This window comes from Acidimicrobiia bacterium (genome assembly GCA_040880805.1).
GTDB lineage: Bacteria > Actinomycetota > Acidimicrobiia > IMCC26256 > DASPTH01 > DASPTH01.
Genome location: JBBDHW010000047.1, coordinates 27947 through 53421, shown reverse-complemented (window position 1 = coordinate 53421; position 25475 = coordinate 27947). Strand labels below are relative to the sequence as shown.

Sequence of the window (25475 nt, the reverse complement as noted above, 5' to 3'; positions counted from 1 at the left end):
GCGCCGGCACGATTGCGGACGAACGCGTGCTGCGCTACCTGCTCCGGCATGCGCAGCGCGAGCGCTTGCTCTGGGCGTCAGTGCTCGACCGCCCCCGTCGCTAGCTTCGACCGCCCCAACTTGCGTCAGCAGAGGTCGTATAGCGACAGTTGCTGACGCAGGTTCGATCAGGGGAGGCGCGGGTCGCCGGGGAGCAAGCGGTTGGTCAGCACCACGGGGAACGGGAGCGCGCCGGGGTCGATCACGACGGAACCGTCGCTCGTGCGGTAGTGGACGGCGACGCCGGCGTCGCGCAGCGCGCGCTCCGCCACGCCGAGGTCGTCCACCGCGAGCCCGAGTGCGAGACACCGCGCGCGGTCGTATACGCCGCCCCAGATGCGTTCGCTCTCCTGCGCGGTCGACGGGATGGGGTACAGCGCGAGCACGCAGTCGCCGAGCGCAACCACCGCGTGCGGGCTATCGGCCGATCGTTCAGCGGGTCCATCGGCGGCAACGACGGAGACCGAGGTGTCGAGCACCACGCCGAATCGCTGCGCGGCGCCGACCGGGTCGTCGACGATCGCACCGACGTACGCGACGTGCGTCGGTCGCACGACGGGTTCCCGTAGAAAGGTGGGTTCTGGCGCGCCCCAGCGCGGATCGTCGTGCTGGCGCTTGCTGAACCACTCGACCAGCAGGCCGGCGGTGTCACCCGGCCGCGTGAACGCGAGCCCCTCGTCGATGCGCGACGCCACGCGCACCCCGGCCCGCTCGGCGTGCGCGAGCGCAACGTCGAGATCGGCGACCTGCACGGCCACCGAGTGCATCCCGCCGCCGAACCGCTCGAGGAAGCGCTGCACCGGCGACGCCTCGCCGAGCGGTTGACCGATCTCGATCGAGTTGTCGGCGATCCACGTCATGCCGCCGCGTCGCTCGATCCCTGGCGTCGGCACCGCATTGTCGTGAAGGACGCGGCAGCCGAACAGCCGCGCCAGCGGCTCGAGGATCGCGTCGTAACTGGCCCCCATCGCGGTGGCGTGGAACATCCACCGCACACCGCCAGTCATGATCGGGCGCTCACGACACACCTGACTCGCGCAGCCGCGGCAGGACCTTCGACTCGAACAGGTGCAGCGACTCCCACCCGATGTCCGGGTCGAGCCCGCCCATGAGCGGCTTGAAACTCACACCACCGCGCGCGCGGATGATGTCGACGGCATCGGCGGGGGTGACGATCTCGTACATCCCGCTCTCCCTCAGCTCCTCGGCATCGGCGAACGACTTGTAGGGCGAGCCGCGCATCCCCGCTGCCCACGCGGCGTAGTCGTTGGTCTCGTGCATCGCGTGCGGCGCGATCTGGGCCCACGCGCGGTCGGTGTCCTCGGCGATGTGGAAGAACATCCCGCCACCACCTCCACCTCCGGCACCACCACGTCGCGGTTCCGGCGCAGGCTTGCCGAGCGCGGCGAGCTCTTCGAGGTAGATGCCGTAGAGCTTCGGGACCGCCGGTTGGAAGTCGTCGGCGATACGCGCGGCGCGCTTCGCGCTCGCGGGTGACGACCCGCCCATCGCGATTGCCGGTCTCGGAGCCTGCACCGGCCGCGGCAGGATACGCACCGTGCGGCCACGCCAAACGAAGGGCTCGCCCGTCCACGCCTGCTTGAGCACCTCGACGCCCTCTTCCATGAGCGACGGCCGGCGCTTGATGTTCAGGTCGAACTGCTCGTACTCCTCGGGGCGGTACCCCGCGCCCACCGTCACGCGCAACCGCCCTTCGGCGATGAGGTCGAGCACCGCGAGGTCTTCGGCGAGGCGGATCGGGTGGTACAGCGGGAGGAGGACGACGCTCATGCGGATCAGCATGCGTTCGGTGACAGCGGCGACCGCGCTCCCGAGCACGATCGGCGACGGGAGGTAGCCGTCGACCGACGCGTGGTGCTCGAGGAGGCTCACCGCGTCGAAGCCGATGCGGTCGGCCCACGCGCACTGCTCGACGGCCGCTCGGTACAGGTCGACGGTGGGCGCACCGAAGTCGGGGGCGCGCATGTCGTAGGTCAACGCCACCGAGATGTCACGAGGCTCTTCGTTCATCCCCTTCATCTAGTACCGCGGGATGGCGCGGCGCAACGCCGTGGCGGGATGATGGCGGCATGAGCAGATCAATCGATGTCACCGTCGACGTCACCGAAGCGGCCGGTCTCGGCGAACCGCTGCACACGAGAGCCACGGTCACGCTTCCCGATCCCGCGACGATCGGCACACCGCCCGTCGTGTGCTTCGGGTTTCCGGGCGGTGGGTACAGCCGCCAGTACTTCACGTTCGCCATGCCGGACGGTTCGGACGGTGGGCCAGTCGGTGGTCAGGCGGGCTGGCACGCGCGCCGCGGCTGGATCTTCGTGAGCTGCGACCACCTCGACGTGGGCGAGAGCAGCGCGCCGTCCGACCCCGAAAGGCTCACGTTCGGCGTGGTCGCTGCCGCCAACGCGGCGACCGTCGCGCACGTTGGCGCGGCCCTTGCCGACGGGACTCTCACCGACGGGTACCCGCCGGTTGGCGACGCGGTGCTCCTCGGCATCGGCCAGTCGATGGGCGGTTGCTTCACGATCGTCCAGCAAGGCTTACTCGGCACATACGCCGGCATCGGGGTGCTCGGGTTCAGCGCGCTCCAGACGGCGCTCGTGTTCCCTCCCGACACGGAAGTCGGCGACGACGTCTTCGCGCCGCGCGCCGACGGTCTCCCCATCACCACGTGGGGTTTCCATTACGACGACGAGCCGCCCGACATGGTGGCCGAGGACATGCGCGACTACCCCACACGAGGCGGACGCGTGCCGGTGTGGGGCTCGGCGACGATGCCGCCCTGCGCCGTCCAGATGCTCGAACCCGGTTGCGTCGCCACCGAAGCCGCCGCCATCAGAGTGCCGGTGTTCGTGGGCGTGGGTGAGCGCGACGTGTGCCCCGACCCGCACTCGGAGCCGCGGGCATACGAGCAGTCGCCCGATATCACCGTGTTCGTGTGCCCGCGCATGTCGCACATGCACAACTTCGCGAGCACGCGTGAGCAGTTCTGGGCGCGCCTCCATGCCTGGGGCGAGGGCATCGCCCACGGCATCACCTGAATCGCGTCAGAACCCGAGGTCGTAGATCGGCACGTCGATGCCGGTGCACACGTGCTCGGTGGCGGCGGCCAGCCGGTCGAGGGGAAGCCCGGCGAGGTAGCCGTCGATGAGGCGATGCGTGTTGCTGATCAGCCCCTCCACGCTCCGGGAGAGCCGCATGAACTCGAAGCCCTGGGCGTGGAGACCCACCTGCTGCCTCGGGATGTTCGAGAAGTCCTGGCCGGGGATCTCCGGCCACCACGGATCGTCGTGCGCGATCGGCACCGGCGTCGTCCGAACCGGCGGCGGCCGGTCGTCGGCCGGGAACAACGTGGTGGACCACAGCTCGTAGAGACACGTCTCCGGTGTGAGCGGACGGCACCGGTACAGCGTCGCGTTGCCGTACATCGGAAGCAGGAAGAAGTGCGGGAACGCGAAGAACACCGCGTTGCCCGGGTGTGTCGAGTTGAGGTCGGGCATGTTGATGCCGGCCTCGCGAGACGTGCGTGTGGTGGTGTCGTTGAGCGTGAAGTGCCAGTCACGCATCGCAGCCCCACGATCGTCCGGCAGCTCGAGACCACGGAGGCTGCGCGCGACTTCGATGTCTTTCGGCAGGATCATGCCGTCGCCCATCCCCGTGCCGAGCGTGATCATGCCCTCGATCTGCAACTCGATGAAGTCCTCATCCGGACGGTTCGCGCCACCACCTCGCCGCGTCATCAGCTGGGGATGCGTCTGCATCACGTGGTAGCCCTCGAAGAACGCTTCCATCGCGAGCTTCCAGTTCGCGGGAAGCACCGTCGATTGCCACCACGTGGTGCGCATCTCGCCGACGTTGAGCGGATCGAGCAATGCGGGCAGCGATCCCAGCGACGCGTGCAGCGGCGGCGCGTCGGGGTCCATGTTGACGAACACGCAACCCGCCCACGTATCGACCTGGCACTCGACGAGCCGCAAGTCGTCGGGATTACGCGCCGCCTCCGAGAAGAGCTCGGGCTCGTACACGAACGAGTTCGAACCGTCGAGGTTCCAGCACCAACCGTGGAACGGGCAGATAATCCCGCCGCCTTCACAGTTACCCCGGTCGTCGACCAGTTTCGTCCCACGATGACGGCACGCGTTGAAGTAGGCCTTGATCGTGTCGTTGTCGACGCGCACCACGATGATCGACTGGTCGAGGATGCGGTACTCCACGAAGTCGCCGTCGTCGGGAATCTCCTCGAGCCGGCACGCCATCTGCCACACGTGCGGCCACAGGTGCTCGCACTCGGCCTCGAAGAACTCGGGCGCGTAGTAGCGCGCCGCGGGGATGCGTTCCGGGTCGGTAATGGCAAGAGGATGCACGCGGCAATCATGCCTCGCCGCCGATTCCCCGGAGGGTCCGCGAAAGAGGGGGTTGACACCGAACAGGTGTTCGGTAGTATGGGGGTGCTTCCCCAGGCTCGCGACCGGCGGGCCGGATGGTTCGGGGAGGTGAGCGTCGTGGCGAGTGTGTTCGAGCGAGTTCGTTCGGCGGTGGCAGCTCTGGAAGGGGTGGTGGCCGAGCTCGAGCCGGGGACCCTCGACGCGTCGGGCGCGAAGAAGCTGGTGGACCTGTTCACGCGCTGCGAGCGGTTGTCGGTGGCGGGCCGCGGGCTCGCGGCCCGGCGGGTCGAGAGCGCGCTGTCGTGGAAGCGGGAGGGGCATCGCAGCGCCGCGCACTGGTTGGCGGCGTCGACGGGGGTGAGCGTGGGTGCCGCGACCCGGTCCATGCAGACCGCACGCGAGTTGGAGGCGTTGCCGACGACCGCGGCGGCGTTCCGGGCCGGGGAGCTCTCCGAAGCACAGGCTGTCGAGATCGCGGCGACCGCCACGCTGGACCCGGACGCGGAAGCCCGGTTGTTGGCCACGGCGCGGTCCTCGTCATCGTTCAAGGGACTGCGCGACCAGTGCCGGGACGTCTCGGTGCGCGCCGTCGACGATCAGGCCGCCGCGCGGCGCTTGCACGAGACCCGGGCCCTGCGCACCTGGACCGATCGCGACGGCGCGTACCGCATGGACGTTCGGTTGGCACCCGACGACGGCGCCCGGGTGGCGTCGGCGTTGTCGATCAAGACCGACGAGATCTTCCGCGCCGCGCGCGCCGCGGGACGGGTCGAACCCCGGCCGGCGTACGTCGCCGACGCACTCGTCGCGTTGGCCACCGGGAACACGCTGTCGAAGCCGATCGAGGTCCGCCTTTACGCCGACCATGCCGCCCTCGTCCGCGGCTACGTCGAGCCGGGCGAACGCTGCGAGCTCGCCGGCATCGGCCCCATCCCCGTCACCGTCGCCCGCGGGCTCCTCGACGATGCACGCGTCACCGTGCTCGCCCGTGAGGGCACCGACGTCACCACGATCTCGTCACCGAAGCGCACAATTCCCGCCAAGCTGCGCCGCTGGCTCGAAGCCACCTACACGGTGTGCGGCGTCGACGGTTGCGACAACCAACAACGCCTCGAGATCGACCACATCATGCCCGTCGAAGAACACGGTCCCACCAACCAAGAGAACACTTGGCGGATCTGCCGGCACCACCACCGGCTCAAGACCTACTACGGATGGCGAGCGTTCGGACCATCCGACGCCCGCCAACTCGTCCCACCGTGAGCCCCGGCGATGCCGGGGCCCCGGCACTCTGGATGCCGGGGATCGATGGCGTACCGGAGGCCGGTCCCGACCCGTCGATGCCGAGCAACCGACGGCCGCGCGCGTTGGCAGCCATCACGAGCGAGAGCTTCAGCCCGTACGAATGCGCGGCGACGAAGAAGCCCGCGCCGATGTCATGCTCGGCCGCGAACACATCGAGCGCGCCGCGCACGAGATCCGCCTGCCCGAAGATATCGAGCCGTGGCGCGAGCGCGGACGCGCCCGACGAACATAGCCGGGTCGGTCGATTGCCCACACCGTGAAACCTCGGACACGCCGCGCTCGAGCAGCGAACCGTCGGGATCGACCGGACCGTCGAAGTAACCCGACATCATCGCAATACCCGGAATCGCCAGTACCACGATCACTCGGCTCACGAAGTCGTCGATCCTTCAGCCCGCTGGGAGTGACGCGGGATTCGTGCTCGCGACCACGCTCCAGTCGGTGACGTTCTGGTAGGGCGGGCAGTACTTCTCCGCGATCGCGGCCGCCGAGAGTCCTTCGTCGAGACGCACCTCCCAGTGCAGCGTGCCTTGCCAGTCGGTCGCGACCGACGTGCTGCCGCTCTTCTGCGCCTTGGTGACGGTGAGGTCCCACGTTTGCGCGGTGTGGTACACGCACTGGAGCCCCCCGGTGTTCGACGACTGGTAGTTGCCAACGCTGTCGAGGTGCCACATGGCGCCGTTCCGGGTCCACGCCACGTCGGGAATCGCGCCCACCACGGTCGCGCTGCCCAGGTTCATCTTGGTGGTGTAGCTGCACTTCCCACCCGGGCATGACGACGCGGTCGTGAGCGTGCTGCGGAACGGCGATCTCGCGGGCTGGATCGGTGCGGGTGGCGGCACCGGCTCAGCAGTCTTGGTCGCGACGAAGGCGATCGACGTCGGGAGCGAGGCCGACGCGAGGTCCCCGCCGCTCGGCGCGGCGGAGGTCGGTGCAGCGGTCGTGGGCGCGGTGTTTTCTGCGGTCCCGGGTGGGCTCGCCGACTTCTTGTCGTCGTTCTCGTCGCTCCCGCCGCCCGCGAACGTCAGGATGACGACGATCCCCGCGACCACGCCGCCGCCCACCAGGAGCGCACGCCACCAGTTCTTCTTGCCGCGGAAGAACATGCCGCGCGGCTTCGGGGTGGGCGCAGGTGACGGCTGCGACCCCGCGGGAGGAGTGGGCGGAATCCACTCGGGCTTGTACCCCTGGTCGGTCGCGTGCTTCGTGAGATCCGGATCCGGATTCTTGGGTGAGGGTGGGGGTTCCGGATACTTCGGTGGAGGAGGTGGCTTCGGGATCGTAAACGGAGGCGGCGGGGACGGAGGCTCAAAGGGCCGCTTGTAACCCTGGGCGACCTCGTCCCGCTCGATCTCTTCAGGCGTCCGCTCGTGGTCGGTCCCGTCGTCACCGCCCATCGTGGCCTCCCGTCATCGCTCGTGCCCGCGTGATGATACGACGACGCGTCGCCTCCGTCACTCGGGCGTGACGTACGCAGCCGAGATGCCGCCGTCGACCAGGAACGTCGACGCGGTGACAAACGATGCGTCGTCGCTGGCGAGGAACGCGGCGGCGGCGGCGATCTCCTCGGGTTCGGCGAACCGACCGGTCGGGATGTGCACCAGCCGGCGCGCGGCTCGCTCGGGATCGCTCGCGAACAGCTCGTCGAGCATCGGGGTGCGCACCGGACCCGGGCAGAGTGCGTTCACGCGAATGCCGTCACGCGCGAACTGCACGCCGAGCTCCCGGCTCATCGCGAGCACACCGCCCTTCGATGCGGTGTAGGAGACCTGTGACGTCGCGGAACCCACGACCGCGACGAACGACGCTGTGTTGATGATCGAGCCCCGTCCCTGACGCTGCATGTACGGGATGACGTGTTTGCAGCAGAGGTAGACCGACCGCAGGTTGACGTCCTGCACGTGTTGCCACATCTCCGTCGACGTGGTCAGGATCGAATCGTCGTCGGGCGGCGAGATACCGGCGTTGTGGAACGACACGTCGATCGAACCGAACGCTTCGTGCGCCCCGCGGAACGCAGCCTCGACATCGTCTTCCGACGCGACGTCGGCACGGATGAACAATCCGTCGACCTCCGCCGCGGCCGCCGCGCCGGCGGGTTCGTCGATATCGATCGCCACCACGCGTGCACCCTCGTCGGCGAGCCTCCGAACCGTGGCGAGTCCGATCCCGCTCCCGGCACCGGTGACGACCGCAACGCGGTCACGCAACCTCTCGCAGCCGGCCAAGCAGACCCCCTTCAGAATTGCTCGAAGCAGCGGCGACGTTCCCAGTCGGTGACGACACCGCCGAACGCGAGCCATTCCTGCTGCGCCGTGTTGACCAGATGTTCATGCACGTCGGGTCCGAAGGCCGCCACGGCCGCTTCGCTGTGTTCCAGTTCCGCGATCGCGTCGACGATGCTGTGCGGGACGCGCGGAACTTCGTGCGCTTCGTACGCGTTGCCGTCGAATCGTTCGGGCGGCTCGATGCCGTGCTCGATGCCGTAGAGCCCTGCGGCGATCGTGGCCGCGAAGGCCAGGTACGGGTTGCAGTCGGCGCCCGGTATGCGGTTCTCCATGCGATGACTCGTCGCACTGTCGCCGACCACGCGGAAGCCGCAGGTGCGGTTGTCGCGACCCCACGCGATCGCGGTGGGCGCCCACGACTCGGGCTGGTAGCGCTTGTAGGAATTCACCGTGGGCGCGTAGAGCCACGCCAACTCGCCGCTGAGCGCGAGCGACCCACCGAGCCAACCGCGGAACACGTCGGACATGTGATCGAGCGCGGCGGGATCGTGCATCAACGCAGTGTCGCCGGTCGCATCCCACACGCTCGAGTGGATGTGACACGACGACCCGGGCGCGTCCATGTCGTACTTCGCCATGAAAGTGAGCGAGCGGCCGTTGAGTCCGGCGATCTCCTTCGCCGCGTTCTTGTAGATCGCGTGACGGTCGGCCATCTCCAGCGCTTCGGCGTACATGAGGTTGATCTCGTGCTGGCCGAGGCCGGCTTCACCCTTGGAGAACTCGACCCGGATACCCGCGTTGTCGACGCCGTTGCGGATCGCACGGATGAGGTACTCGTCGCGGGTGGTCTGTAACACGTGGTAGTCCTCGATGTACGAGCTGTGCGGGGTGAGGCCTGCGTATCCCTTCGCGGCGGCTTCCTCGTAGGTGTCACGGAACAGGATGAACTCGAGCTCCGAGCCACACTTGATCGTGTAGCCGGCCTCCTGGGCGCGGGCGATCTGACGACGCAAGATCTGGCGCGGCGCGACGTCGACGGGCTCGCCCGTGGTCTCGTCGAAGAGGTCGCAGAGGACCAGGGCGGTCTTCTCCAACCACGGCAGCAGCCGGAGCGTCGCGAGATCGGGACGGCACACCACGTCGCCGTAGCCCGTCTCCCAGCTCGCGAACCGATAATCGGGGAGCGGTGTCATGTCGACGTCGACCGCGAGCAAGTAGCTGCAGGCATCGATGCCATGCTCCAACACGTGACCGCGGAAGAAGCGCCCGGTGACGCGCTTGCCCATCAAGCGACCCTGGAGGTCGGGAAATGCGACGACCACGGTGTCGATCTCGTCGGCGTCGATGAGGCGACCCAGCTCCTCGATATCGGGTTGTTGGGGTGTCCCCACCACGGCGCGTGACCCTCTTGACAGCAGTTAGTGTTTCGAAGGCTAACCAGATCGCGCGAGGAGCGAAACGTCCGCGAGCCGGGTATCCCGGCGAGCAGTCGAGCGACCCAGAATGGAGGAGCGTCGCATGCCCGAGAACACGCTGCCCTATCCGATCAACGACGCCGACAACCACTTCAACGAGCCGCTCGACTGCTTCGAGCGCTACATCGACCCGTCGAAGCAGGATCTCGCGATCCGCTACGTGACCGCGCCCGACGGCAGTCGGATGCAGCTCTTCGCGGGCGAGCCGTCGAAGTTCCACAGCGCGCAGGTGACGTTCTCGAAGGAAGAGCTCGAGAAGATGCTCGGCGACACCACCAACATCGGTACCGGTCGCGGCACGGTTCCGAAGGAAGAGGGCGAGCCCGAGCTCGGCGTGATCCCCGGCATGCTGCTGAACCGGCTCAACCCGCTGAAGGGGCTCAGCGACGAGGAGCGCAAGGAGTTCATCGCGGGCTTCCGCAACAAGTCGGAGGCGTTCGGGAACCGCGACCTCCGCCTCGCGTTGATGGACGAGCAGGGCATCGACAAGGCGTTGATGTTCCCCGCCGCGGCGCACGACATCGAGTACGAGTTCGTCGACAATATCGAGGCGCTCTACGCCAACATCCGCGCGTTCAACCGCTGGATGTACGAGGAGGTCGGCTTCGTCGTCGAGGGCCGGATGTGGCTGCCGCCCTACATCTCGTTCGCCGACCCGGAGCTGGCGATCAAGGAGCTCGCGATCGTCATGGAACAGGGCGCCACCGCGATCCAGACGAAGTCGGGCCACGCGCACGGCGGCGCCGACAACCCGTTCGGCGGCCGGTCGCTCGCGGATCCGGTGTACGACCGCTTCTGGAACATCGTCGACGACGCCGGCGTTCGCCTCGCCGTACACCTCGGCGGTACCGACTACCAGAAATACGGCGCCGACTGGTCCGAGGATCCCGAGACCGTGTTCGGCGACTTCGACGCCTTCCAGTGGATGATGTACTGGGGTGACCGCCCGGCAATGGAGCTCACCGCGGGGTTGATCCTGCACAACTTCTTCGGCCGATTCCCCAACATCCGCGTCTGCCTCTCCGAGCAGGGCACGGTCTGGTTGCCGTACACCCTGCGCAAGATGGACCACGCGTTCTTGATGGGCCGAAAGGCGAAGTGGGCAGAGAACGGACGGCTCGACAGCAGGCCGTCGGAGATCTTCCGCCGGCACTTCATCGTTGCGCCGTTCCCGGAAGAGAACGTGCAGCGGGTGGTGTCGGAGGTCGGAATCGAGCCGATCGTCTTCGGCTCCGACTTCCCCCACGGCGAGGGCCTCGCGTTCCCGGGCCAGTACGCGGCCGCGCAGCTCGGCGGGTTCTCCGACGACGACGTGAAGCGGATCATGCGCGACAACTTCGAGGACTTCTTCGTCGCCGCCCTCTGAGCGGGCGCCCGAGAACGAACTTGCGTCAGCTGTGGGCGCTCTACGCCCTCTGCTGACGCAGGTTGGGGGCTCAGGTCCTGATGCCGGACGCCGAACCTTCGGCGATGACGCGGTAGAGGGCGTCGGGGCCGGCATCGATCACGGCGCGGCCGAGGCGCTCGGGCCAGGTGCGGTCGCCGTACTCGGCGCGCCACGCCCACAGTCTCCTACTCAGATGGTGCAGCGCGTACTCCTGGGTCATACCGATCGCACCGTGCGCCTGGTGGGCGGCGCGCGTCGCGACCCGCGCCGCGTCGTCGGCGAGCAGCTTCGCCGACGCGATCTCGAAACGCGCGTCGCCACGGTCGGCCTCGCGCGCCGCGACCTGCACCGCGAGGTCGACGAGCGCGGCTTCCTCGGCGCAGCGCACGAGGTGGACTTGTACCGCCTGGAACCTCCCGACCGCTTGACCGAACTGGCGGCGTTCGCTCGTGTACTCGACCGTCAGCTCGGACATCGCGAGCAACGCGCCCGCCATCAACCCGGCCCGCGTGAGCGCGCCGCGGAAGAGCAGCGCGTCTCCATCGATGCCGGGTGGAGCATCGGCGACCTCGTCGACGGCAACACCGTCGAACACGACCGTGTCGCGCGGCTCGCCCGCGAGGTTGGCCACCGGCTCGATGCGCGCCGCGCTCGGTACGACCGCGACAACTTTGTCGTCGACCAGCGCGACGATGCGCTCGGCCGCGCGCGCCCACGCCACCCGATGCGCGGTGCCGTGCAGCCGCCCACCTGCGAGGCGGAGATCGTCCTCGGCGCGGCCCGGAACCACCGTGCCGGGGCCACTCCCGATCGGGAGTCGCGCCGACGCGAGCAGCCATCCGGCGAGCAGCCCGGTCTCCGCGAGCGGTATGGGCGCAGCATGACGACCGGCCACTCCGAGCACGGCAACACCATCGGAAACGGTCCCGCCTGCGCCGCCCGCCGCATCCGGCACGCCGATCCACGGCAGCCCGATGCCCGCAGCGGTGTCCCAGATCGCCGGTGCCCAGCCGTCGCGCTCCGCCGCCTGGATGGCGGCATGCGTGCACGTGTCGGTGAACGCGCGGTCGGCCGTTTCGAGCAGGAGCCGGTCGACGGTCACCGCAGACCCCTCGCGATGACGCTGCGCAGGATCTCGTTGGTACCGCCGCGCACCGTCCACGACGGCGCGACGAGCACCGCACGCGCGAGCAACCGCTGAAACGCCGACGACGAAACGAGTGAGGGCTCCACGTCGACCAGCGTTTGGATTCGCGCCATCACTTCCTGTTCGAACTGGGTCCCGAGGTCCTTCCCCAACGCCGACTCGACCGATGGTGACCGGCCTTCGTCGATCATGCGCGCGACGGTGAGCGACACCTGGCGGATGGCCCACCACCGCGCCACCGAGTCGCCGAGGAATCTCGCCGCTTCGGGGCCGAGGTCGTCGCCGTACTCGCGCAGGAAGTGCTCGACCACGAGATAGGGCGAGATCCACCGCTCGGGCCCGGCCCGTTCGAAGCTGAGCTCGGAGGTGTTCTGCGCCCAACCCTGACCCTCGGCGCCGAGCAGCAGGTCGGCGGGCACGACGACGCCCTCGAACACGACCTCGTTGAAGTCTTCCGTACCGTCGAGGAACGGGATGGGATTGACGGTGACGCCGGGCGAGTGCAGGTCGACGATGAGCTGGCTCAACCCTGCGTGCCGGTCTTCCGCGTCGCTCGTGCGGCACAGCACGATCGCGTAGTCGGCGAGGTGCGCGTTGCTCGTCCAGATCTTCGTGCCCGACAGCTCGTACCCTCCGTCGACCTTCACCGCGCGGCAGGACACCGATGCGAGGTCGCTCCCTGCGTCGGGCTCGCTCATGCCGATGGAGAACGTGAGCTCGCCCCGGCACACCAGCGGAAGGAACCGACGCTTCAGCTCCTCGGAGCCGAACCGGTTGATGACCGGTCCGCTCTGACGATCCGCGGTCCAGTGATGTTCGAGGGGCGCGCCGCGCCGGAGCAATTCCTCGACCACCACGAAGCGCTCGACCACGCTGCGCTCGCCGCCGCCGTACTCCCTGGGGAGCGCCATGCCGAGCCAGCCGCGTTCGCCGAGCTTGCGGGAGAGGGCCTTCGACGCGCCCGACGCCATGCCGAGTCCCGGCTCGTAGTAGCCGTGCGCGAGCTCGACGTCGAGGAACTCACGAACCTCCCGCTGGAGCGCCCGCTCGTCGTCGGTGAGCTCGGTCGCAACGAATCGCACAGCGGGAAGCTACCGCCTACGCCTTCGGCAGGTCGGCGCTCGACGGCCTCCTCCGGTTGCCGCCCAACGAGGCGACACCGAGACGCTCGATGTGGCGCGTCTTCTCACGGTCCTCGGCGGTACAGATGTCGATCGTGAGCTTCGCCACTCCCATCGCGTCCGCCGGCATCTCCACGAGCTCACGTGCGAACGCAGACACGCGGTCCATGAACTCGCCCTCGGGGTAGATCTCGTGGACCAACCCGATGCGGAGCGCCATCTCCGCGTCGACGTTCTTGCCCGCCATGCTGATCCACTTCGACCAGTGCGGCCCGATGAGCCGTGTGACGCGGCTGATGCCGCCGCTGCCCGCGATCACGCCGAGACGCGCGACCTCCGGCAGACCGAAGTGCGTGTTGGGCGTGCAGAACCGGAAGTCGCACGACGCGGCCATCTCGAGCCCCAATCCGAGACACGGTCCCTGCGCGGCGAGGATGATCGGCTTCTCGATGCTCTCGAACTCGTCGTGGAGAACATGGTGGCGCTGCCGGTACTTCCGCCGCGCCGCGATTGCGGTCTCCGTCTCACCCTCGAACTCGCGTCGTTCGTCCTGCCCCGCGTCACTGATGTCCAGGCCCGCGCAGAAGTACCGGCCGGTCCCGGTGATGATCATCACTCGGAGGTCTTCGCGATCGCCGAAGCGCCAGGTTGCCTCGTCGAGCGCCCGGCTCATCGGCAGGTTGACCGCGTTGAGCTTCTCCGGACGGTTGAGCACGACGGTGAGCACGCCGTCGTCTTCGGTGACAATGACCGGTTCGTCGTTCACGCTCGGTACAGTACCAACGTGATCTTCGACACGTACGTGGCGCTTCCGGCCGAAGAAGGCTCAGCCGCCCCGGATCCTGCGGTCGCGCGCTTGTTCTCCGCACAGTCGAGCGCGTACGCGACGGGCGGTACGCCCGACGACGTCATCCGAGACTACGACGAGCACGGCGTCGACTACGGGCTGCTTGCGAAGGTGCCGCGCGACATAACGCCGCCGTTCGTGCCCGCGATGCAGATGGACGACGAGGCGGTGCACACCACGTGCCGGGCGGTGGCCGAAGCGGTCGCCGCGCATCCCGGGCGCTTCCTCGGTGCGGTCGGGCTCGATCCCAAGCTCGGGTATCAGGCGGCCCGCCACGTGCGCATCGCCGTGGAGGAGTACGGGATACGCGCCGTCCGCATCCTCCCGATGTGGACGGGTATCCCGATCGACGATCCGCTCGGCTACCCGCTCTACACCGCGGCCTGCGATCTCGGGGTGCCGGTGTGCATCAACGTGGGTGTGCCCGGGCCGATGAAGCCGGCGCGCCTGCAACGCACGATCCTCGTCGACGAGGTCGCGTTGTGCTTCCCGGACCTTCCGATCGTGATGAGCCACGTGGGCGACCCGTGGGTCGACGAGACGATCTCGATGCTCGTGAAGCACCCGAGCGTGTACCTCATGACCGCGGGGTTCGCGCCGAAGTACCTGCCCGAACAGCTCGTACGGTTCATGGACTCACGTGGGCGCGAGAAGGTGATGTGGTCGTCGTACTTCCCGCTCATGACGGTGGAGCGAACGCTGCGCGAAGGAAGAGCGTTGCCGCTGCGTCCGGAGGCCATGACGGGATATCTCGGCGAGAACGCGGCGCGCGTCTTCGGCACTCCCGACGCGCGCTAAGACTCGAGCTGCGCGAGCGCATCGAGATGTTCGACGAAGTGGAGCGGTGAGTCGGCTTCGAAGCTGACCGCGAGGAACGTCGCGCCCGTCGCGCGCGCGGCGTCGAGCGTGCGCCGAGTGCGGTCCGGATCACCGAGCGGGTCGAGCGAAACAGACAGCATCACATCGAGCGGGCCGTCGCGACGCTCCCACTCCGGACGCGCGCGACCCCAGGCCAGCATCTCGGCTACCTGCTCGAACGACAGCGCGAACGGCGTCCAGCCGTCGCCCAGCGCGATCGCGCGTCGCAGTGACCGCCGGGTGCGACCCCCCACCCAGATGGGCAGCTCGGTGCGCGCCGCGTGCGGTTCGACGACGAGGCCGGCGATGTCGTACTGCGGCCCGTGGTACTCCGGTATCCGCCGTCCCCAGGTGGCACGGATCGCGCGGATCGCGTCGTCGGCGCGTTCGCCGCGCCCCTCGAAGGTCGCGCCCAGCGCGTCGAACTCCTCACGGAGGGTGCCGACGCCGACACCGAGCACCAGACGCCCGTTGCTCATCAGGTCGAGCTGGCCGTAGCGCTTGGCCAGCTCGAGCGGGTGATGGTACGCGAGGACGAGGACCCAGGTCACGAACCGAATGTCCGACGTGCGCGCCGCGAGAAAGCCGAAGGTCGCGAGCGGATCCCAGTACGCCGCGCCGCGCCGGCCGATCTCCACGTCCGGGATGCCGACATGTTCGGAGCAGGTGCAGAAATCGAATCCGAGCTGGTCCGCCTCGCTCACGATCTGCGCGACATCTTCGATCGTGCCGGTGCTGAGCCACGCCGCGTGATGACCTGCGGTACGGGTCAGCACGGGAGTCGCGATCCCGAGCTTCATAGTCGTGAGAGCACGCCCACGTTGGTGAGCTGGCGTCGGCAGACGTCGGGGTTCTCGAACCAGAGCGCAACGATCCCCAGCTCGCGCGCGGGTGGCAGGTTCTCCTCGAGGTCGTCGAAGTACACGATCTCGTCCGCGGCCACGCGCATCTCCGCGAGCAAGTGCCGGTAGATCCGCGGATCCGGCTTGCGCAGCGCGACCTCCGACGAGTCGACGATGACGTCGACGAGCTCGACCGGAACCCGGTCGCGCCACGCGGCTTCCTTCACGTTGTTGGTGAGGATCCCGAGCTTCACCGTGCCGTGGAGCTCATGGAGGAGCTCGATCATGCGCGGCTCGACGTCGAAGGCCATGGCCGCCGCCAGCGCGCCCAGATCCAACCGGAGATCGTGTGAGTCCTGCACGTGGGTGCCGATGGTCTTCATGAAGTCACGGCCCGACAACTGACCGGTGAGGAACTGGTCGTAGACAGGGTGACCCTCCCGGAGGAAGTCGCGCAGCGTGCCGGGCGGCAGACCGAGCTCCGCCTCGTAATTCACGACCCCGTCGTAGGGCGGTTGGCTGAGCACACCTCCGTAGTCGAAGACGACCGCGGTGATCACGGCGAGGAGCATACGCGCGGCCGATCGTGGTGACTCCTGCGATGCGGTCTTGGTGGGTACCTCGACGCGATCTGCGATTGGGGTCCCTGGATGACCGGGCCCGAACGCGAGGGAGCCCCCGCCGAAGCGGGGGCTCCTCGCAGTTCGTGTACTCGGGCCGTCAGCCGGTGAGGCGCGGGGCGCCACTCACCGTCTCTTCCGCGGCCGGGGTCGGGGGGCCCGGGGTCGGCTCCGGGCCAGGGGCGGGGCCGGCCAGGCAGGTGCCCAGGACGAATGCCGTGATGGCCTCAGTAGCCCCTTCCGTCTCTGGGTTCGGCGGCACACCCGGGAGGCTGACGCCGTTCGCACCCAAGACGAGCGACTTGACGGCCGGTTGGCCAAGGCCCACCAGGTTGAAGTTCACGAGCTTGAAACCAGCCAGTAGGTCACGCAGACCACTCGTCGCGATCACCCACGAAGGCTTGATCGATGCCGGGACTGTGGCGTCGCCGGCGTCGATGGCGTCTTGCGTGTCGTTGACGAACGTCATCATGTCGCCGACGCTCGGCTGCGTGTTGGTGATCGTCGTGGTGGTCGTGGGGTCGACGTCGCCGACGAGGGCCTTCAGAGCGGGCTGGACCGTAGCGAGCCCCAGGAGGATCGCGTCGCAGAACGCCGCCGTGTCGGTGTTGTGCGGGACCGTGTCCTGGCCCACGAGGAGCACCTGGGCGCAGCCCGAAGTGCACAGAGGCGTCGCGGCCGGGTCCGCCGCCACGAGCGTGAGCACGAAGTTGGTGCCGGCGACGAGGGGGATATCGCTGGAACTGCCACAAGCGCCGCCCGTGGGGACCACGACTGCCATGCCCGCAGCCTGATCGGCGGGGACGTCGGCCACGCCTTGACCGCCGTTCGGGGCGACGTTCGTGAGGATCTTGATGCCGTCGATGCAGATGTCGACGGTAGATCCGGCGGTAAGGGCGTTGTTCAGCGTGAAGCGGGCTTCATTGAGACCGGTAATGCTCAGGTCATTCTGGAATGTGTTCTGCTGTTGGACAGCGACGGGGGCCGCCCCAGTGAGATTCACCATGGTGAACGTGTAGTTGCTATCACCGGAAACGACGAGGTTGTTGGCGGAACCCGCGAGCAGCAGACCTCCGGTGCACGTGGTGCCCGACACCGCGGTTGTGGTGGTGGTGCACGCCAGCACTGTGTAGGTGCCTGCTGGCAGCGCGACATCGATCCCTGTCGAGGGCAGGACCGTTGTAGAGCCTGGGAGGCCGCTGACAAAAATCTTCGCGGGTTGGTTCCCGTTGCTCGCGTAGACGATGCGGACATCGCTGGCACCGGCAGCGACCGCTGCCGTTCCGATCGGGAAGGCGGCCAGCACCAAAGCGAGCAGTGCGCCGAGGGCGATTTTTCTCACGATTCCCCCTGGGGTTCTCTGGGTTGGGACGTGACCGCCCGGCGGCGTGAAGCCTTTCCCTTGGTCACAGCGGGTCATAATAGATACCTCGACACCGATTGTCCAGCTTATCGACGCTCCCGGGCGCCACCTGATGGCGAATTCCGCCACGATCGGGCGGGGCGCGGCACGACTCGCGCCGAGGACTCGGCCGGAGCTCGCCCCGAGCATGCTCAGCGGCAGCCCTGTCACCTGCCCTTTTGTCCCGCTCGATCGACCGGAGCACGACGAATTGCCGTGGAACCGCACAGACATTCCCGGCTCGCAACCCGGCGAGAAATATCGTGCCGAATACGGGTTCGGATCGCCAAATTGCCACCCCCCTTACGACCTCGCGCACCGCGAGGTCGTAGGGCATGGAGACGATGTCGCAATTATGAGGTGCCGCGTCGCGTCGAGATCGTGGACGCGCTCCGGTTGCACGCGAGTGGCAACGTGCAGAAGAGCGTGTGGCGCGAACGTTGCGCGGCCAACTCGAAAGCAGGGGAACGTGGACATCGAGCTGAACTCCGAGGACGAGATGTTCCGCGACGAGCTTCGTACGTGGCTACGCGTTCATCTCGTCGGAGAGTTCCGCGAACACCCGGGTGTCGGAAGCCCGACCGACGACAGTCACTGGGAGCTACGACTCGCATGGGAGCGCGAGCTCGTCGCCGGGAACTGGCTCAACCTGACGTGGCCCGAGCAGTACGGCGGACGTGGCGGCACGCTCACCCAGGAGATCGTCTTCCAGATCGAGCACGCACGCGCCCGAGCGCCCTACTGGGTGGGTATCAACGGGCGTGACCTGCTGGGCCCGACACTCTTGATGCACGGCACCGACGCGCAGAAGCAGCGCTTCCTCCCCGCGATCATGCGTGCGGAGGAGTTCTGGGGCCAGGGCTTCAGCGAACCGAACGCGGGATCCGACCTCGCCTCCCTCCGCACCCGGGCCGAGCCCGACGGCGACGGATGGCTCATCAACGGCCAGAAGATCTGGATGACGCTGGGGAACAAGGCGCACTGGATGTACGTGCTGTGCCGCACCGGCGAACCCGAGAGCCGCCACCGCGGCATCACGATGCTGCTCGTCGACGCGCAGCGGCCGGGTGTCGACGTCCGTCCGATCCGGAACATCGCCGGGGGGCTCGAGTTCTGCGAAGTGTTCTTCGACAACGCGCGGACGTCGGCGGATCTCGTCGTCGGCGAGGTGAACGGGGGATGGACCGTCGCGATGGACACACTCGGGACCGAGCGCGTCGGCGCGATGCTGCCTTACCAGGCCACGTTCGAGGCCGAGATGACCAGGCTGCTCGACGAGGTCGCGCGCCGTCGAGGGGGCGAGTCACCGGTCATGCGCGAGCGGCTCGCCAAGGCATGGTCGGGGTTGCAGGTGCTCCAATACATGAATCAGCGCCTGCTCGCGGCGGAGTTGCAGGGCCGCGATGCCGGTGCACTCGGTTCGGTCCTGAAGATCTACTGGTCGCGCTGGCACCGATCGTTCGGCGAGCTGATGCTCGACGTGTTCGGCCCCAAAGCAATCGTGATGGAACCCGGCGGTGAGCCCACCTGGTACCAGCGCACCTTCCTCAACTCGCGGGCCGAGACGATCTACGGCGGCGCCGACGAGATCCAGCACAACATCGTCGGCGAGCGCGTGCTCGGCCTCCCCCGCGAACCGCGCTGAGCACACCACGCGGTCTTGGCGCGCTACCGAATGGCGCTGAGGTCGATGATCGGGCCGGTACCCGGCATCGACGCGGCGAGGACGCGGAGGTCGACGGGATCGGTCGTGAGAATCGCGTCACCTCGGCTCGCGGCGCTCACAACGACGGCGGCGTCGACGGCGTCGCTCGTTCGCGTGCGCCCGAGGAGCTCGCCGCCAACGCGCGCTTGTCGCGCATCCAACGCGTCGACCGCGCAACCGGCGAGGAGGCGCGCGAGGTTTGCGCTTCTCGTGCCGCCCCGCCAAGCCTGCACGATCGCGACAGTCGGAACGGTGACCGGAGTGCCGTCGTCGGCGGCGGCTCGGATCATCAGCCACAACCGCGGATCGTTCCGATCGGCTGCGATCAGCGCGCCACTGTCGAGCGTCAGCCCGGCCACAGCGCCCTGGCCGCGGCGATCTCCTCTTCCGTGAACCGGCCGTGCTCGGCCTCCCAGTCGGCGACGAGCTGCCGCAGGCTGCGATGACGGAGCTGCTGCGCGACGGCTTCGGCAATCCACGCGGAGATCGACGTTCCCTCAGCAGCGGCCTGCTTCCGGACCCGCTCGGCGAGGTGTTCCGGGAGCGAGATCGCGAGCTTCTCGACCGCCATAGGTTCGATCATACCGTGGTAGTAAACGATGGGAGCTCGCCTCTGTCACAACGGGCTCTTCGCCGCTCAGACCTCCTCGCCCCGCATCTGGCGCAGGCGGCGATTGGTGCCCTCGAGCCAGCGGTCGTAGTCCCCCGCCTTGCGGAGAAACGACTCACCGACGCGCGGGTGCGGGAGCACGAGAAACCGTCCCTCGCGAAGCGCGTCGAGCGTCATGTCGGCGCACAACTCGGGCTCGATCACATCGCCGAGCGACGCGCGGAGCGGGTTGTCGCTCGATTGCGCAGCGTCGGCGTCTTCCTCGGCGTCCTCGTTCCGCCCGAGCATGCCGGTGTTCACCGCGTTCGGACACAAGCACGCGACGTGGATCCCGAGGTGCGCGTAGTTCAACGCGATCCATTCCGCGAACCCGAGCGCGCCATGCTTCGTGAGCGTGTACCCCATGCCCGACGGCCCGGTGATCAACGCAGCCGACGAGATCGTCTGCACGAGGTAGCCCTCTCCCGCGTCGACCATGGCCGGCACGACCTCCTGCGCGGCCCACACGTGCGCCAGGAGGTTGACGCCGACGATCCGTTCGACCTGCGCCCCGGTGGAGGCAAGGTCGGGACCCTGGTCGCCGATACCCGCGTTCGAGCAGAACACGAGCACCGGGCCGAACGCATCGACCGCCCGGGCCACGAGGTCGGCGATCGCCGAACGGTCCGACACGTCGCAGGCGACCGCAAGCCCGTCGATCCGCGTCGCGATCTTCTCCGCGCGCGCGGTGTGGACGTCGGCCACGACGACGCGTGCGCCTTCCCGCGCGAAGCGTTCGGCGAGTGCTCGCCCGATGCCGTGTCCGGCCCCGGTCACGATCACGCAACGGTCGCGAAGCTCCATGACGCGTACAATGTAGAACGCTGCGTCACAGCGAGCGTTGGAGGTGCGTCGAGATGACCAAGCTCTGGGCCAACTCCGGTGATTCGCACTTCTTGGAGCCTGCGGGGCTCTGGCACCAGATCCTCCCCGCGGAGCTCGCCGAGCGGATGCCGCGCAGTGAACGCGTGAGCGAGAACGAAGAGGTCGTGCACGTCGACGGTCAGAGCTTCCGTCGTCGGCTCCCGAAGCTCGCGACCAAGAAAGACAAGACGAGCGGCAAGACGATCGGCGAACTCGTCATGCAAGCGCCCGGTGGACGCGACCTCCAGGTGCGCATGAACGACCTCGATCAGGAAGGCGTATGGGCCGAGGTCGTCTACGCGTCACTCGGGCTCTGGGAGAACATGATCACCGACCGCGAGCTCGTCCGCGCGGCCGCCCGCGCCGAGAACGAGTGGAAGGTGAGCGAGATCCAGGGACTCGCACCCGACCGCCTGGTGCCGGCCGCGACCGTCCCGCTGCTCGACGTCGATGATGCGGTCGCCGAGCTCGACCATGCCGCCGCGCTGGGGCTGCACCTCGTGAACCTGCCCACCGGCGTACCCGAGGGCATGGACGACTGGCACCACGACAGCTGGGAGCCGCTGTGGGCCGCGGCCGCGGAGGCCGGCATGGTGCTCGGCTTCCACATCGGGTCCGACGGCGGTGCCGACGGGCCGGTCGTGTTCCGCGGGCCCGGTGGTGCCGTCCTCAACTATGTCGAGACCACGTACGGCGGGCAGAAGGTCGCGACCAAGCTCGTCGCCAGTGGCGCGCTCGACCGGCATCCGGGTCTCCGGATCCTCGTGTCGGAAGGCGGCGCGACGTGGGTGCCGTTCCTCGGTGACCGTATGAACGAGGGCTACCGACAGCACGGCATGTTCGTTCGCCCGACGTTGTCGATGTTGCCGAAAGAGATCCTCTACCGGCAGGTGTACGCGTCGTTCCAACACGACGAGTCCGCGCCCGCGGCACTCACCGCGATGGGCTACCGCAACGTGATGTGGGGCAGCGACTACCCGCACCTCGAGGGCACGTACGGTCACACGCAAAAGACGTTGCACGAACTCTTCGACGGCCTCGACGACGACGCGAGCCAGCGGATCCGCTTCGGCGCCTTCAAGGAGCTCTTCCCGCACGTGAGCGATCCGCCCCAGGAATGAACGAACTGGTCACGGTGCGGCGTTCTCGATGCGCAGGACTTCGAACAGCACACCGCCGACCTCGGCGAAGAAGTACCGGACGCCGCCCTCGCCCCATTGAGTGGCGTCGATCTCGGTACACGGGATCTCGCGTGCACGAGCACGCGCATGCGCCTGCTCGAGGTTGCGCGTCCCGACGGCGACGGCCCAGATCGCGGCTCGGGGACTCTTCAAGAGCTGGATTTGACGACTCTCCGTGGAGCCCGCGATGAGGCCGCCGAGCTCGCTGCCCCTGAAGGCCAGGACGCTCTCCATCGTGAGCTCCCCGCTCGCGTCGCGCGCCTCCGACCGACATTCATCCGGCGGTGTGCCGACGATCGGGCCGACCGACCACCCTGCGGGAACGTCGAGCACCTCGGTCAGGAATCGGTTCACCGCTTCCGGGTCGGGCGTGAGGATCTTGACGTGATTGAGCCTGTCCATGGTGCGTCAGATGTCGAAGCCGAAGGTCTCGACCGCGTTGCGGCGGACGACCTGGTCGATCTCGTCCTCGGGGACGCCCGCGAACTGCTTCGCCACCGCCGCCTGCGAGTGGGGCCACGTGCCTTCGTGGTGCGGGTAGTCGGAGCCCCACATCAGGCACCGCAGCCCGGTGAAATGGCGGTTCGCGATCCCGATCGGGTCCTCCTGGAAGGTCACCTGCAGCTGGCGCCGCAGGTACTCACTCGGCGGCATCGGGAGCTTGGGCTTCGTCCAGTGAGCGTGCTTCACGTACGCGTCGTCGGTGACGTGCATGAGCCACGCCAGCCATCCGGAACCGCACTCGACGAGCACCACCTTCAACTCGGGAAACTGCTCGAAGATGCCTCCCGCGGCAAGGTGCGACGCCGTCTCCATGATGGTGCCCTGGACCATCGCGTAGTTGGTGATCGCGCCGCCCGGACCTCCGTGTTGCACCGGGTTCCGTCCGACTCCCACGTGGAAGGCGAGCGGCATCCCCACCTCGCTCGCTGCCTCCCACACCGGGTTCCAGTCGGGACGGTTCAACGGGAGCGCGTCGCAGTGGTCGGGGAGCAGTGCGGGCCGGAGCCCCATCGCCTTCGTGCGGCGGATCTCCGCCGCGGCGGCCGCGATGTGCTCCTCCGTGGGCTTCTCGGAGCCCCTCGCGCCGTACCGCTCGATCGGGAGCGGCAGGCACACCGACGGCGCGAACCGACCGAGGTGGCCGGCGTAGACGTCGGCGGACCAGTCGTTGGCCCCTTGCACCTGCCGGACGCCCTCGGCGAAGTCGCCGTCGGGGATGCCCGTGAAGCCGTAGACCACTTCCGCGGCCACACCGTCGAGATCGGAGTCGCGAATGCGGTCTTCGGGGTGTACCTCTGGGTTCTTCTTGAACGCGTTCTCCAGGACCCGCACGCCGATCCTCGCCGACGTGCCCTGCGCGTCGCGGTGAGTGCCGCGCGCGGCAACCACTTCCATCTCGCCGAGCGGCGCGCCACCATGCGAGTCGGCCGATACCAGCACGCGTCGCGGTTGATCCATTGGAAACGACGTTAGCTCCCGAGCGCTTCCATGAGTGCGGGTGCGCTCACGATCTGACCGCTGTACTGCATCGGGTCGTCACAGGTGCAGAGATACGCGATGGCGCGTGCCGGCACCGTCGCCGGAATCGCGCCCACCTCGGCGCCGTCAACTCCCGTCTCGTTGAACGTCTGCTCCATCGTCTCGGTGAGGACGAAGCCAGGTTCGAGGTTGATCACCGCGATGTTGTGCGGTGCGCCCTCACCTGCGATCGCGTTCGCCATTCGATTGAGCGCGGCTTTCGACGCTCCGTACAGCGGGCCCTGGTCGGGCAACTCGCTGCCCGGGAGGCGAACACTCGAGTCCAACGGTCGCAGGTTCGCCGCACCGGACGTGACGTTCACGATCACGCCGCCACCGCGGGCTCTCATCGAGTCCCAGAATCCCTCGATGAGCACGAGCGGCGCGGTGACGTTGACGGCGAAGCCCTTCTCCCACTGCTCGCGCGTGAGCTCCGGCACGTGTGCCCAGAGAGCCTTGCCGACGGTATAGGCGGCGTTGTTCACGAGGATGTCGACATGGCCGTGTCGCTCGAGGGTGACGGAGATCAAGCGCTCCAGATCGGATTGCCGGGCGAGATCGGTTCGGACGACGAGCGCCTCACCGCCCGCGTTCCGGATCGCGTCGGCTGTTTCGTTCAGTGTGCCCGGTGTTCGATCCCGTGGTTCCTCGGTGCGCGACGCGAGCACGACGGTGGCGCCGAGCTGCGCGATGGCCAGGCACGTCTGCTTGCCGATCCCGCGGCTCGCGCCGGTGATCACCGCGACCTTCCCGGCCAGGGTGGTCGTCACGGTTCCTCTCCCCTCGTTACGACGATCGCGGCACGTTAACCTCGCGGGTCAGCCTGGCGAGCGGGAGGAACGATGGCAAAGTTCGTCAAATGCGACTGCGGGGTCACCATTCGCAACGACGACGTCGACGCGCTCGTGGCCGAGGTGCAAGAACACGTGATCCAAGTCCACTGGACCGAGGTCGAGCGCGAGGACGTCCTCGAGATGACGGAGGACGACGACCAGTAACTCCCGCACACGCGGCAACGGAGCGAGCAGAGCGAGCGGAGATGCTCGCCAGCGAGTGAGCGGCCGCGAGGCGGGTATCCCGCCAAGCAGCGAACGAGCGAGTAGTCAGGTGCGCATGTACGCGCCGGCGGCGATGCCGAGGATCTCGCCGGTGATGTGGCGGGCGCGATCCGACGCGAGGAACGCGATCGCCTCCGCGATCTCGTCCGCGTCGGGGTAGCTGCCCAGTGGAGTGTGCATTTCGGCGTTGGCGATGATCTCGGGGTGATCGTCGACGAACTTGGTGCCACGGATCACACCGCAGGAGACGGTGTTCGCCCGAATCCCGAACGGGCCCCCCTCGTGCGCGCACGAGCGCGTCAGCACGTTGAGGCCGCCCTTGGTGACCGCGTAGGGCGCTTCGACACCGCCTCCGCCCACGTCCGCGGCGAAGCTCGAGACGTTGACGATCGCGCCGCCACCTGCGTCGCGCATCAACGGCATGACCGCCCGGCACAGGTACCACGGCCCCGACAGGTTCACTCGGAGGCACCAGTCCCAGTTCTCCGGGTCGTAGTCGAAGATGCTGCCGACGACGTTCACCGCCGCGTTGTTCACCAGGATCTGCACCGGACCGAGCGTGCGCGTCACCTCGGCGACGACGGCGTCGATCTGCTCGCGGTCGCCCGCGTCCATCGCGAACCCGGCCACCCGCACGTCGGGATAGTCGGCCGCGATCGCTTCGGCGACCTCACCCGTACGCCGCTCGTGGATGTCGGTGACCACGACCGTTGCCCCACCACTCGCGAGCCTGCGCGCGGTGGCCTGGCCGAGCCCCTTGCCCGCCGCGCCCGTGACCAGCGCGATCCGACCGTCGAACTCGTTCATGTCTTCATCGAGCGCG

27 protein-coding genes are annotated in these 25475 nt (G+C 68.1%); 8 read left to right on the top strand and 19 right to left on the bottom strand.

Features of this window, described 5'->3' with window-relative positions; translation table 11 throughout:
• Positions 1 to 167: 167 nt before the first annotated feature.
• Together WD271_12750 and WD271_12745 are read right to left on the bottom strand one after the other, a co-directional pair.
• A complete protein-coding gene (locus WD271_12750; protein MEX1008697.1) occupies positions 168 to 1046 on the bottom strand; it encodes a VOC family protein in 879 nt (292 codons plus the stop codon).
• 10 nt (positions 1047 to 1056) lie between these two features.
• Positions 1057 to 2070 (bottom strand): LLM class flavin-dependent oxidoreductase, encoded by a 1014-nt coding sequence (locus WD271_12745; protein MEX1008696.1) that lies wholly within the window; start codon positions 2068 to 2070, stop codon positions 1057 to 1059.
• A 59-nt stretch (positions 2071 to 2129) separates the two neighbouring features.
• Between WD271_12745 and WD271_12740 the strand changes: the two genes are divergently transcribed.
• Positions 2130 to 3098 carry a hypothetical protein gene (locus WD271_12740; protein ID MEX1008695.1) on the top strand — a complete coding sequence of 323 codons (969 nt, stop codon included), beginning with the start codon at positions 2130 to 2132 and terminating at the stop codon, positions 3096 to 3098.
• A gap of 6 nt (positions 3099 to 3104) precedes the next feature.
• Here WD271_12740 and WD271_12735 read toward each other — a convergent pair whose 3' ends face one another.
• Positions 3105 to 4421, bottom strand: coding sequence for an aromatic ring-hydroxylating dioxygenase subunit alpha (locus tag WD271_12735; protein MEX1008694.1), 1317 nt, complete (start codon positions 4419 to 4421; stop codon positions 3105 to 3107).
• A 129-nt stretch (positions 4422 to 4550) separates the two neighbouring features.
• On the opposite strand from WD271_12735, the gene WD271_12730 reads away from it, so the two are divergent.
• Entirely contained in the window at positions 4551 to 5705 is a 1155-nt protein-coding gene (locus tag WD271_12730) for a DUF222 domain-containing protein (protein ID MEX1008693.1), read from the top strand.
• 142 nt (positions 5706 to 5847) lie between these two features.
• Entirely contained in the window at positions 5848 to 5979 is a 132-nt protein-coding gene (locus tag WD271_12725; protein ID MEX1008692.1) for a hypothetical protein, read from the top strand.
• 157 nt (positions 5980 to 6136) lie between these two features.
• On the opposite strand, the gene WD271_12720 is transcribed toward WD271_12725, so the two are convergent.
• The 3 genes from WD271_12720 to WD271_12710 are packed head-to-tail and all read right to left on the bottom strand — an operon-like array spanning position 6137 to position 9366.
• On the bottom strand, positions 6137 to 7144 hold the full coding sequence (locus WD271_12720; GenBank protein MEX1008691.1) for a hypothetical protein: 1008 nt from the start codon (positions 7142 to 7144) through the stop codon (positions 6137 to 6139).
• Positions 7145 to 7201: 57 nt separating this feature from the next.
• Positions 7202 to 7975 carry a 3-oxoacyl-ACP reductase gene (locus WD271_12715; protein ID MEX1008690.1) on the bottom strand — a complete coding sequence of 258 codons (774 nt, stop codon included), beginning with the start codon at positions 7973 to 7975 and terminating at the stop codon, positions 7202 to 7204.
• Positions 7976 to 7986: 11 nt separating this feature from the next.
• Entirely contained in the window at positions 7987 to 9366 is a 1380-nt protein-coding gene (locus WD271_12710; GenBank protein ID MEX1008689.1) for a glutamine synthetase family protein, read from the bottom strand.
• Between the two features lie 127 nt (positions 9367 to 9493).
• Between WD271_12710 and WD271_12705 the strand changes: the two genes are divergently transcribed.
• On the top strand, positions 9494 to 10816 hold the full coding sequence (locus WD271_12705; GenBank protein MEX1008688.1) for an amidohydrolase family protein: 1323 nt from the start codon (positions 9494 to 9496) through the stop codon (positions 10814 to 10816).
• Positions 10817 to 10886: 70 nt separating this feature from the next.
• On the opposite strand, the gene WD271_12700 is transcribed toward WD271_12705, so the two are convergent.
• Genes WD271_12700 through WD271_12690 form a run of 3 tightly spaced genes read right to left on the bottom strand, consistent with a single transcriptional unit; the run spans position 10887 to position 13871 of the window.
• Positions 10887 to 11939, bottom strand: a complete 1053-nt coding sequence (locus WD271_12700; GenBank protein ID MEX1008687.1) for an acyl-CoA dehydrogenase family protein — start codon at positions 11937 to 11939, stop codon at positions 10887 to 10889.
• Entirely contained in the window at positions 11936 to 13066 is a 1131-nt protein-coding gene (locus WD271_12695; GenBank protein MEX1008686.1) for an acyl-CoA dehydrogenase family protein, read from the bottom strand. Before WD271_12695 ends, WD271_12700 begins: the two co-directional genes overlap by 4 nt.
• A 16-nt stretch (positions 13067 to 13082) precedes the next feature.
• Entirely contained in the window at positions 13083 to 13871 is a 789-nt protein-coding gene (locus WD271_12690) for an enoyl-CoA hydratase/isomerase family protein (GenBank protein ID MEX1008685.1), read from the bottom strand.
• A gap of 18 nt (positions 13872 to 13889) precedes the next feature.
• Here WD271_12690 and WD271_12685 point away from each other — a divergent pair, with 18 nt between their 5' ends.
• A complete protein-coding gene (locus WD271_12685; GenBank protein ID MEX1008684.1) occupies positions 13890 to 14750 on the top strand; it encodes an amidohydrolase family protein in 861 nt (286 codons plus the stop codon).
• Here the strand turns inward: WD271_12685 and WD271_12680 are convergent.
• The 3 genes from WD271_12680 to WD271_12670 all read right to left on the bottom strand — a co-directional run bounded on the left by WD271_12680 (position 14747) and on the right by WD271_12670 (position 17764).
• Positions 14747 to 15610 carry an LLM class F420-dependent oxidoreductase gene (locus tag WD271_12680; protein MEX1008683.1) on the bottom strand — a complete coding sequence of 288 codons (864 nt, stop codon included), beginning with the start codon at positions 15608 to 15610 and terminating at the stop codon, positions 14747 to 14749. The two genes, WD271_12685 and WD271_12680, sit on opposite strands and share 4 nt — an antisense overlap.
• The gene (locus WD271_12675; GenBank protein MEX1008682.1) at positions 15607 to 16212 is read right to left on the bottom strand and encodes an HAD family phosphatase; all 606 of its coding nucleotides are present in this window, start codon (positions 16210 to 16212) and stop codon (positions 15607 to 15609) included. The genes WD271_12680 and WD271_12675 overlap by 4 nt, the downstream gene beginning before the upstream one ends.
• Positions 16213 to 16372: 160 nt before the next feature.
• Positions 16373 to 17764, bottom strand: a complete 1392-nt coding sequence (locus WD271_12670) for a hypothetical protein (protein ID MEX1008681.1) — start codon at positions 17762 to 17764, stop codon at positions 16373 to 16375.
• Positions 17765 to 18143: 379 nt separating this feature from the next.
• Here WD271_12670 and WD271_12665 point away from each other — a divergent pair, with 379 nt between their 5' ends.
• Positions 18144 to 19319 (top strand): acyl-CoA dehydrogenase family protein, encoded by a 1176-nt coding sequence (locus WD271_12665; GenBank protein MEX1008680.1) that lies wholly within the window; start codon positions 18144 to 18146, stop codon positions 19317 to 19319.
• A gap of 23 nt (positions 19320 to 19342) precedes the next feature.
• Here the strand turns inward: WD271_12665 and WD271_12660 are convergent, their stop codons facing one another.
• From WD271_12660 to WD271_12650, 3 genes are all read right to left on the bottom strand, one after another.
• Positions 19343 to 19738, bottom strand: coding sequence for a twitching motility protein PilT (locus WD271_12660; GenBank protein MEX1008679.1), 396 nt, complete (start codon positions 19736 to 19738; stop codon positions 19343 to 19345).
• Complete coding sequence (locus WD271_12655) at positions 19726 to 19950, bottom strand: ribbon-helix-helix protein, CopG family (GenBank protein ID MEX1008678.1); 225 nt, start codon at positions 19948 to 19950, stop codon at positions 19726 to 19728. Before WD271_12655 ends, WD271_12660 begins: the two co-directional genes overlap by 13 nt.
• 66 nt (positions 19951 to 20016) lie before the next feature.
• Positions 20017 to 20832, bottom strand: coding sequence for an SDR family oxidoreductase (locus tag WD271_12650; GenBank protein MEX1008677.1), 816 nt, complete (start codon positions 20830 to 20832; stop codon positions 20017 to 20019).
• Positions 20833 to 20885: 53 nt separating this feature from the next.
• On the opposite strand from WD271_12650, the gene WD271_12645 reads away from it, so the two are divergent.
• A complete protein-coding gene (locus tag WD271_12645; protein ID MEX1008676.1) occupies positions 20886 to 22013 on the top strand; it encodes an amidohydrolase family protein in 1128 nt (375 codons plus the stop codon).
• Positions 22014 to 22022: 9 nt separating this feature from the next.
• Here WD271_12645 and WD271_12640 read toward each other — a convergent pair whose 3' ends face one another.
• From WD271_12640 to WD271_12630, 3 genes are read right to left on the bottom strand one after another with little or no spacing between them, the layout of a single operon-like run.
• Positions 22023 to 22475, bottom strand: a complete 453-nt coding sequence (locus WD271_12640) for a VOC family protein (GenBank protein MEX1008675.1) — start codon at positions 22473 to 22475, stop codon at positions 22023 to 22025.
• A 6-nt stretch (positions 22476 to 22481) separates the two neighbouring features.
• Positions 22482 to 23534: an amidohydrolase family protein gene (locus tag WD271_12635; GenBank protein MEX1008674.1), complete on the bottom strand. Its 1053-nt coding sequence runs from the start codon at positions 23532 to 23534 to the stop codon at positions 22482 to 22484.
• An 11-nt stretch (positions 23535 to 23545) separates the two neighbouring features.
• A complete protein-coding gene (locus tag WD271_12630; GenBank protein MEX1008673.1) occupies positions 23546 to 24364 on the bottom strand; it encodes an SDR family oxidoreductase in 819 nt (272 codons plus the stop codon).
• 72 nt (positions 24365 to 24436) lie between these two features.
• Here WD271_12630 and WD271_12625 point away from each other — a divergent pair, with 72 nt between their 5' ends.
• Positions 24437 to 24592: a hypothetical protein gene (locus WD271_12625; protein ID MEX1008672.1), complete on the top strand. Its 156-nt coding sequence runs from the start codon at positions 24437 to 24439 to the stop codon at positions 24590 to 24592.
• Positions 24593 to 24697: 105 nt separating this feature from the next.
• Here WD271_12625 and WD271_12620 read toward each other — a convergent pair whose 3' ends face one another.
• On the bottom strand, positions 24698 to 25459 hold the full coding sequence (locus WD271_12620) for an SDR family NAD(P)-dependent oxidoreductase (protein ID MEX1008671.1): 762 nt from the start codon (positions 25457 to 25459) through the stop codon (positions 24698 to 24700).
• Positions 25460 to 25475 lie beyond the last annotated feature (16 nt).

Excerpts from the sequence above, each read along its gene's own strand:
- WD271_12750 (MEX1008697.1), bottom strand. The coding sequence starts at position 1,046 with ATGACTGGCGGTGTGCGGTGGATGTTCCACGCCACCGCGATGGGGGCC.
- WD271_12745 (MEX1008696.1), bottom strand. The coding sequence starts at position 2,070 with ATGAACGAAGAGCCTCGTGACATCTCGGTGGCGTTGACCTACGACATG.
- WD271_12740 (MEX1008695.1), top strand. The coding sequence starts at position 2,130 with ATGAGCAGATCAATCGATGTCACCGTCGACGTCACCGAAGCGGCCGGT.
- WD271_12725 (MEX1008692.1), top strand. The coding sequence starts at position 5,848 with ATGCGCGGCGACGAAGAAGCCCGCGCCGATGTCATGCTCGGCCGCGAA.
- WD271_12720 (MEX1008691.1), bottom strand. The coding sequence starts at position 7,144 with ATGGGCGGTGACGACGGGACCGACCACGAGCGGACGCCTGAAGAGATC.
- WD271_12705 (MEX1008688.1), top strand. The coding sequence starts at position 9,494 with ATGCCCGAGAACACGCTGCCCTATCCGATCAACGACGCCGACAACCAC.
- WD271_12680 (MEX1008683.1), bottom strand. The coding sequence starts at position 15,610 with ATGAAGCTCGGGATCGCGACTCCCGTGCTGACCCGTACCGCAGGTCAT.
- WD271_12655 (MEX1008678.1), bottom strand. The coding sequence starts at position 19,950 with ATGGCGGTCGAGAAGCTCGCGATCTCGCTCCCGGAACACCTCGCCGAG.
- WD271_12650 (MEX1008677.1), bottom strand. The coding sequence starts at position 20,832 with ATGGAGCTTCGCGACCGTTGCGTGATCGTGACCGGGGCCGGACACGGC.
- WD271_12645 (MEX1008676.1), top strand. The coding sequence starts at position 20,886 with ATGACCAAGCTCTGGGCCAACTCCGGTGATTCGCACTTCTTGGAGCCT.
- WD271_12640 (MEX1008675.1), bottom strand. The coding sequence starts at position 22,475 with ATGGACAGGCTCAATCACGTCAAGATCCTCACGCCCGACCCGGAAGCG.
- WD271_12635 (MEX1008674.1), bottom strand. The coding sequence starts at position 23,534 with ATGGATCAACCGCGACGCGTGCTGGTATCGGCCGACTCGCATGGTGGC.
- WD271_12625 (MEX1008672.1), top strand. The coding sequence starts at position 24,437 with ATGGCAAAGTTCGTCAAATGCGACTGCGGGGTCACCATTCGCAACGAC.
- WD271_12620 (MEX1008671.1), bottom strand. The coding sequence starts at position 25,459 with ATGAACGAGTTCGACGGTCGGATCGCGCTGGTCACGGGCGCGGCGGGC.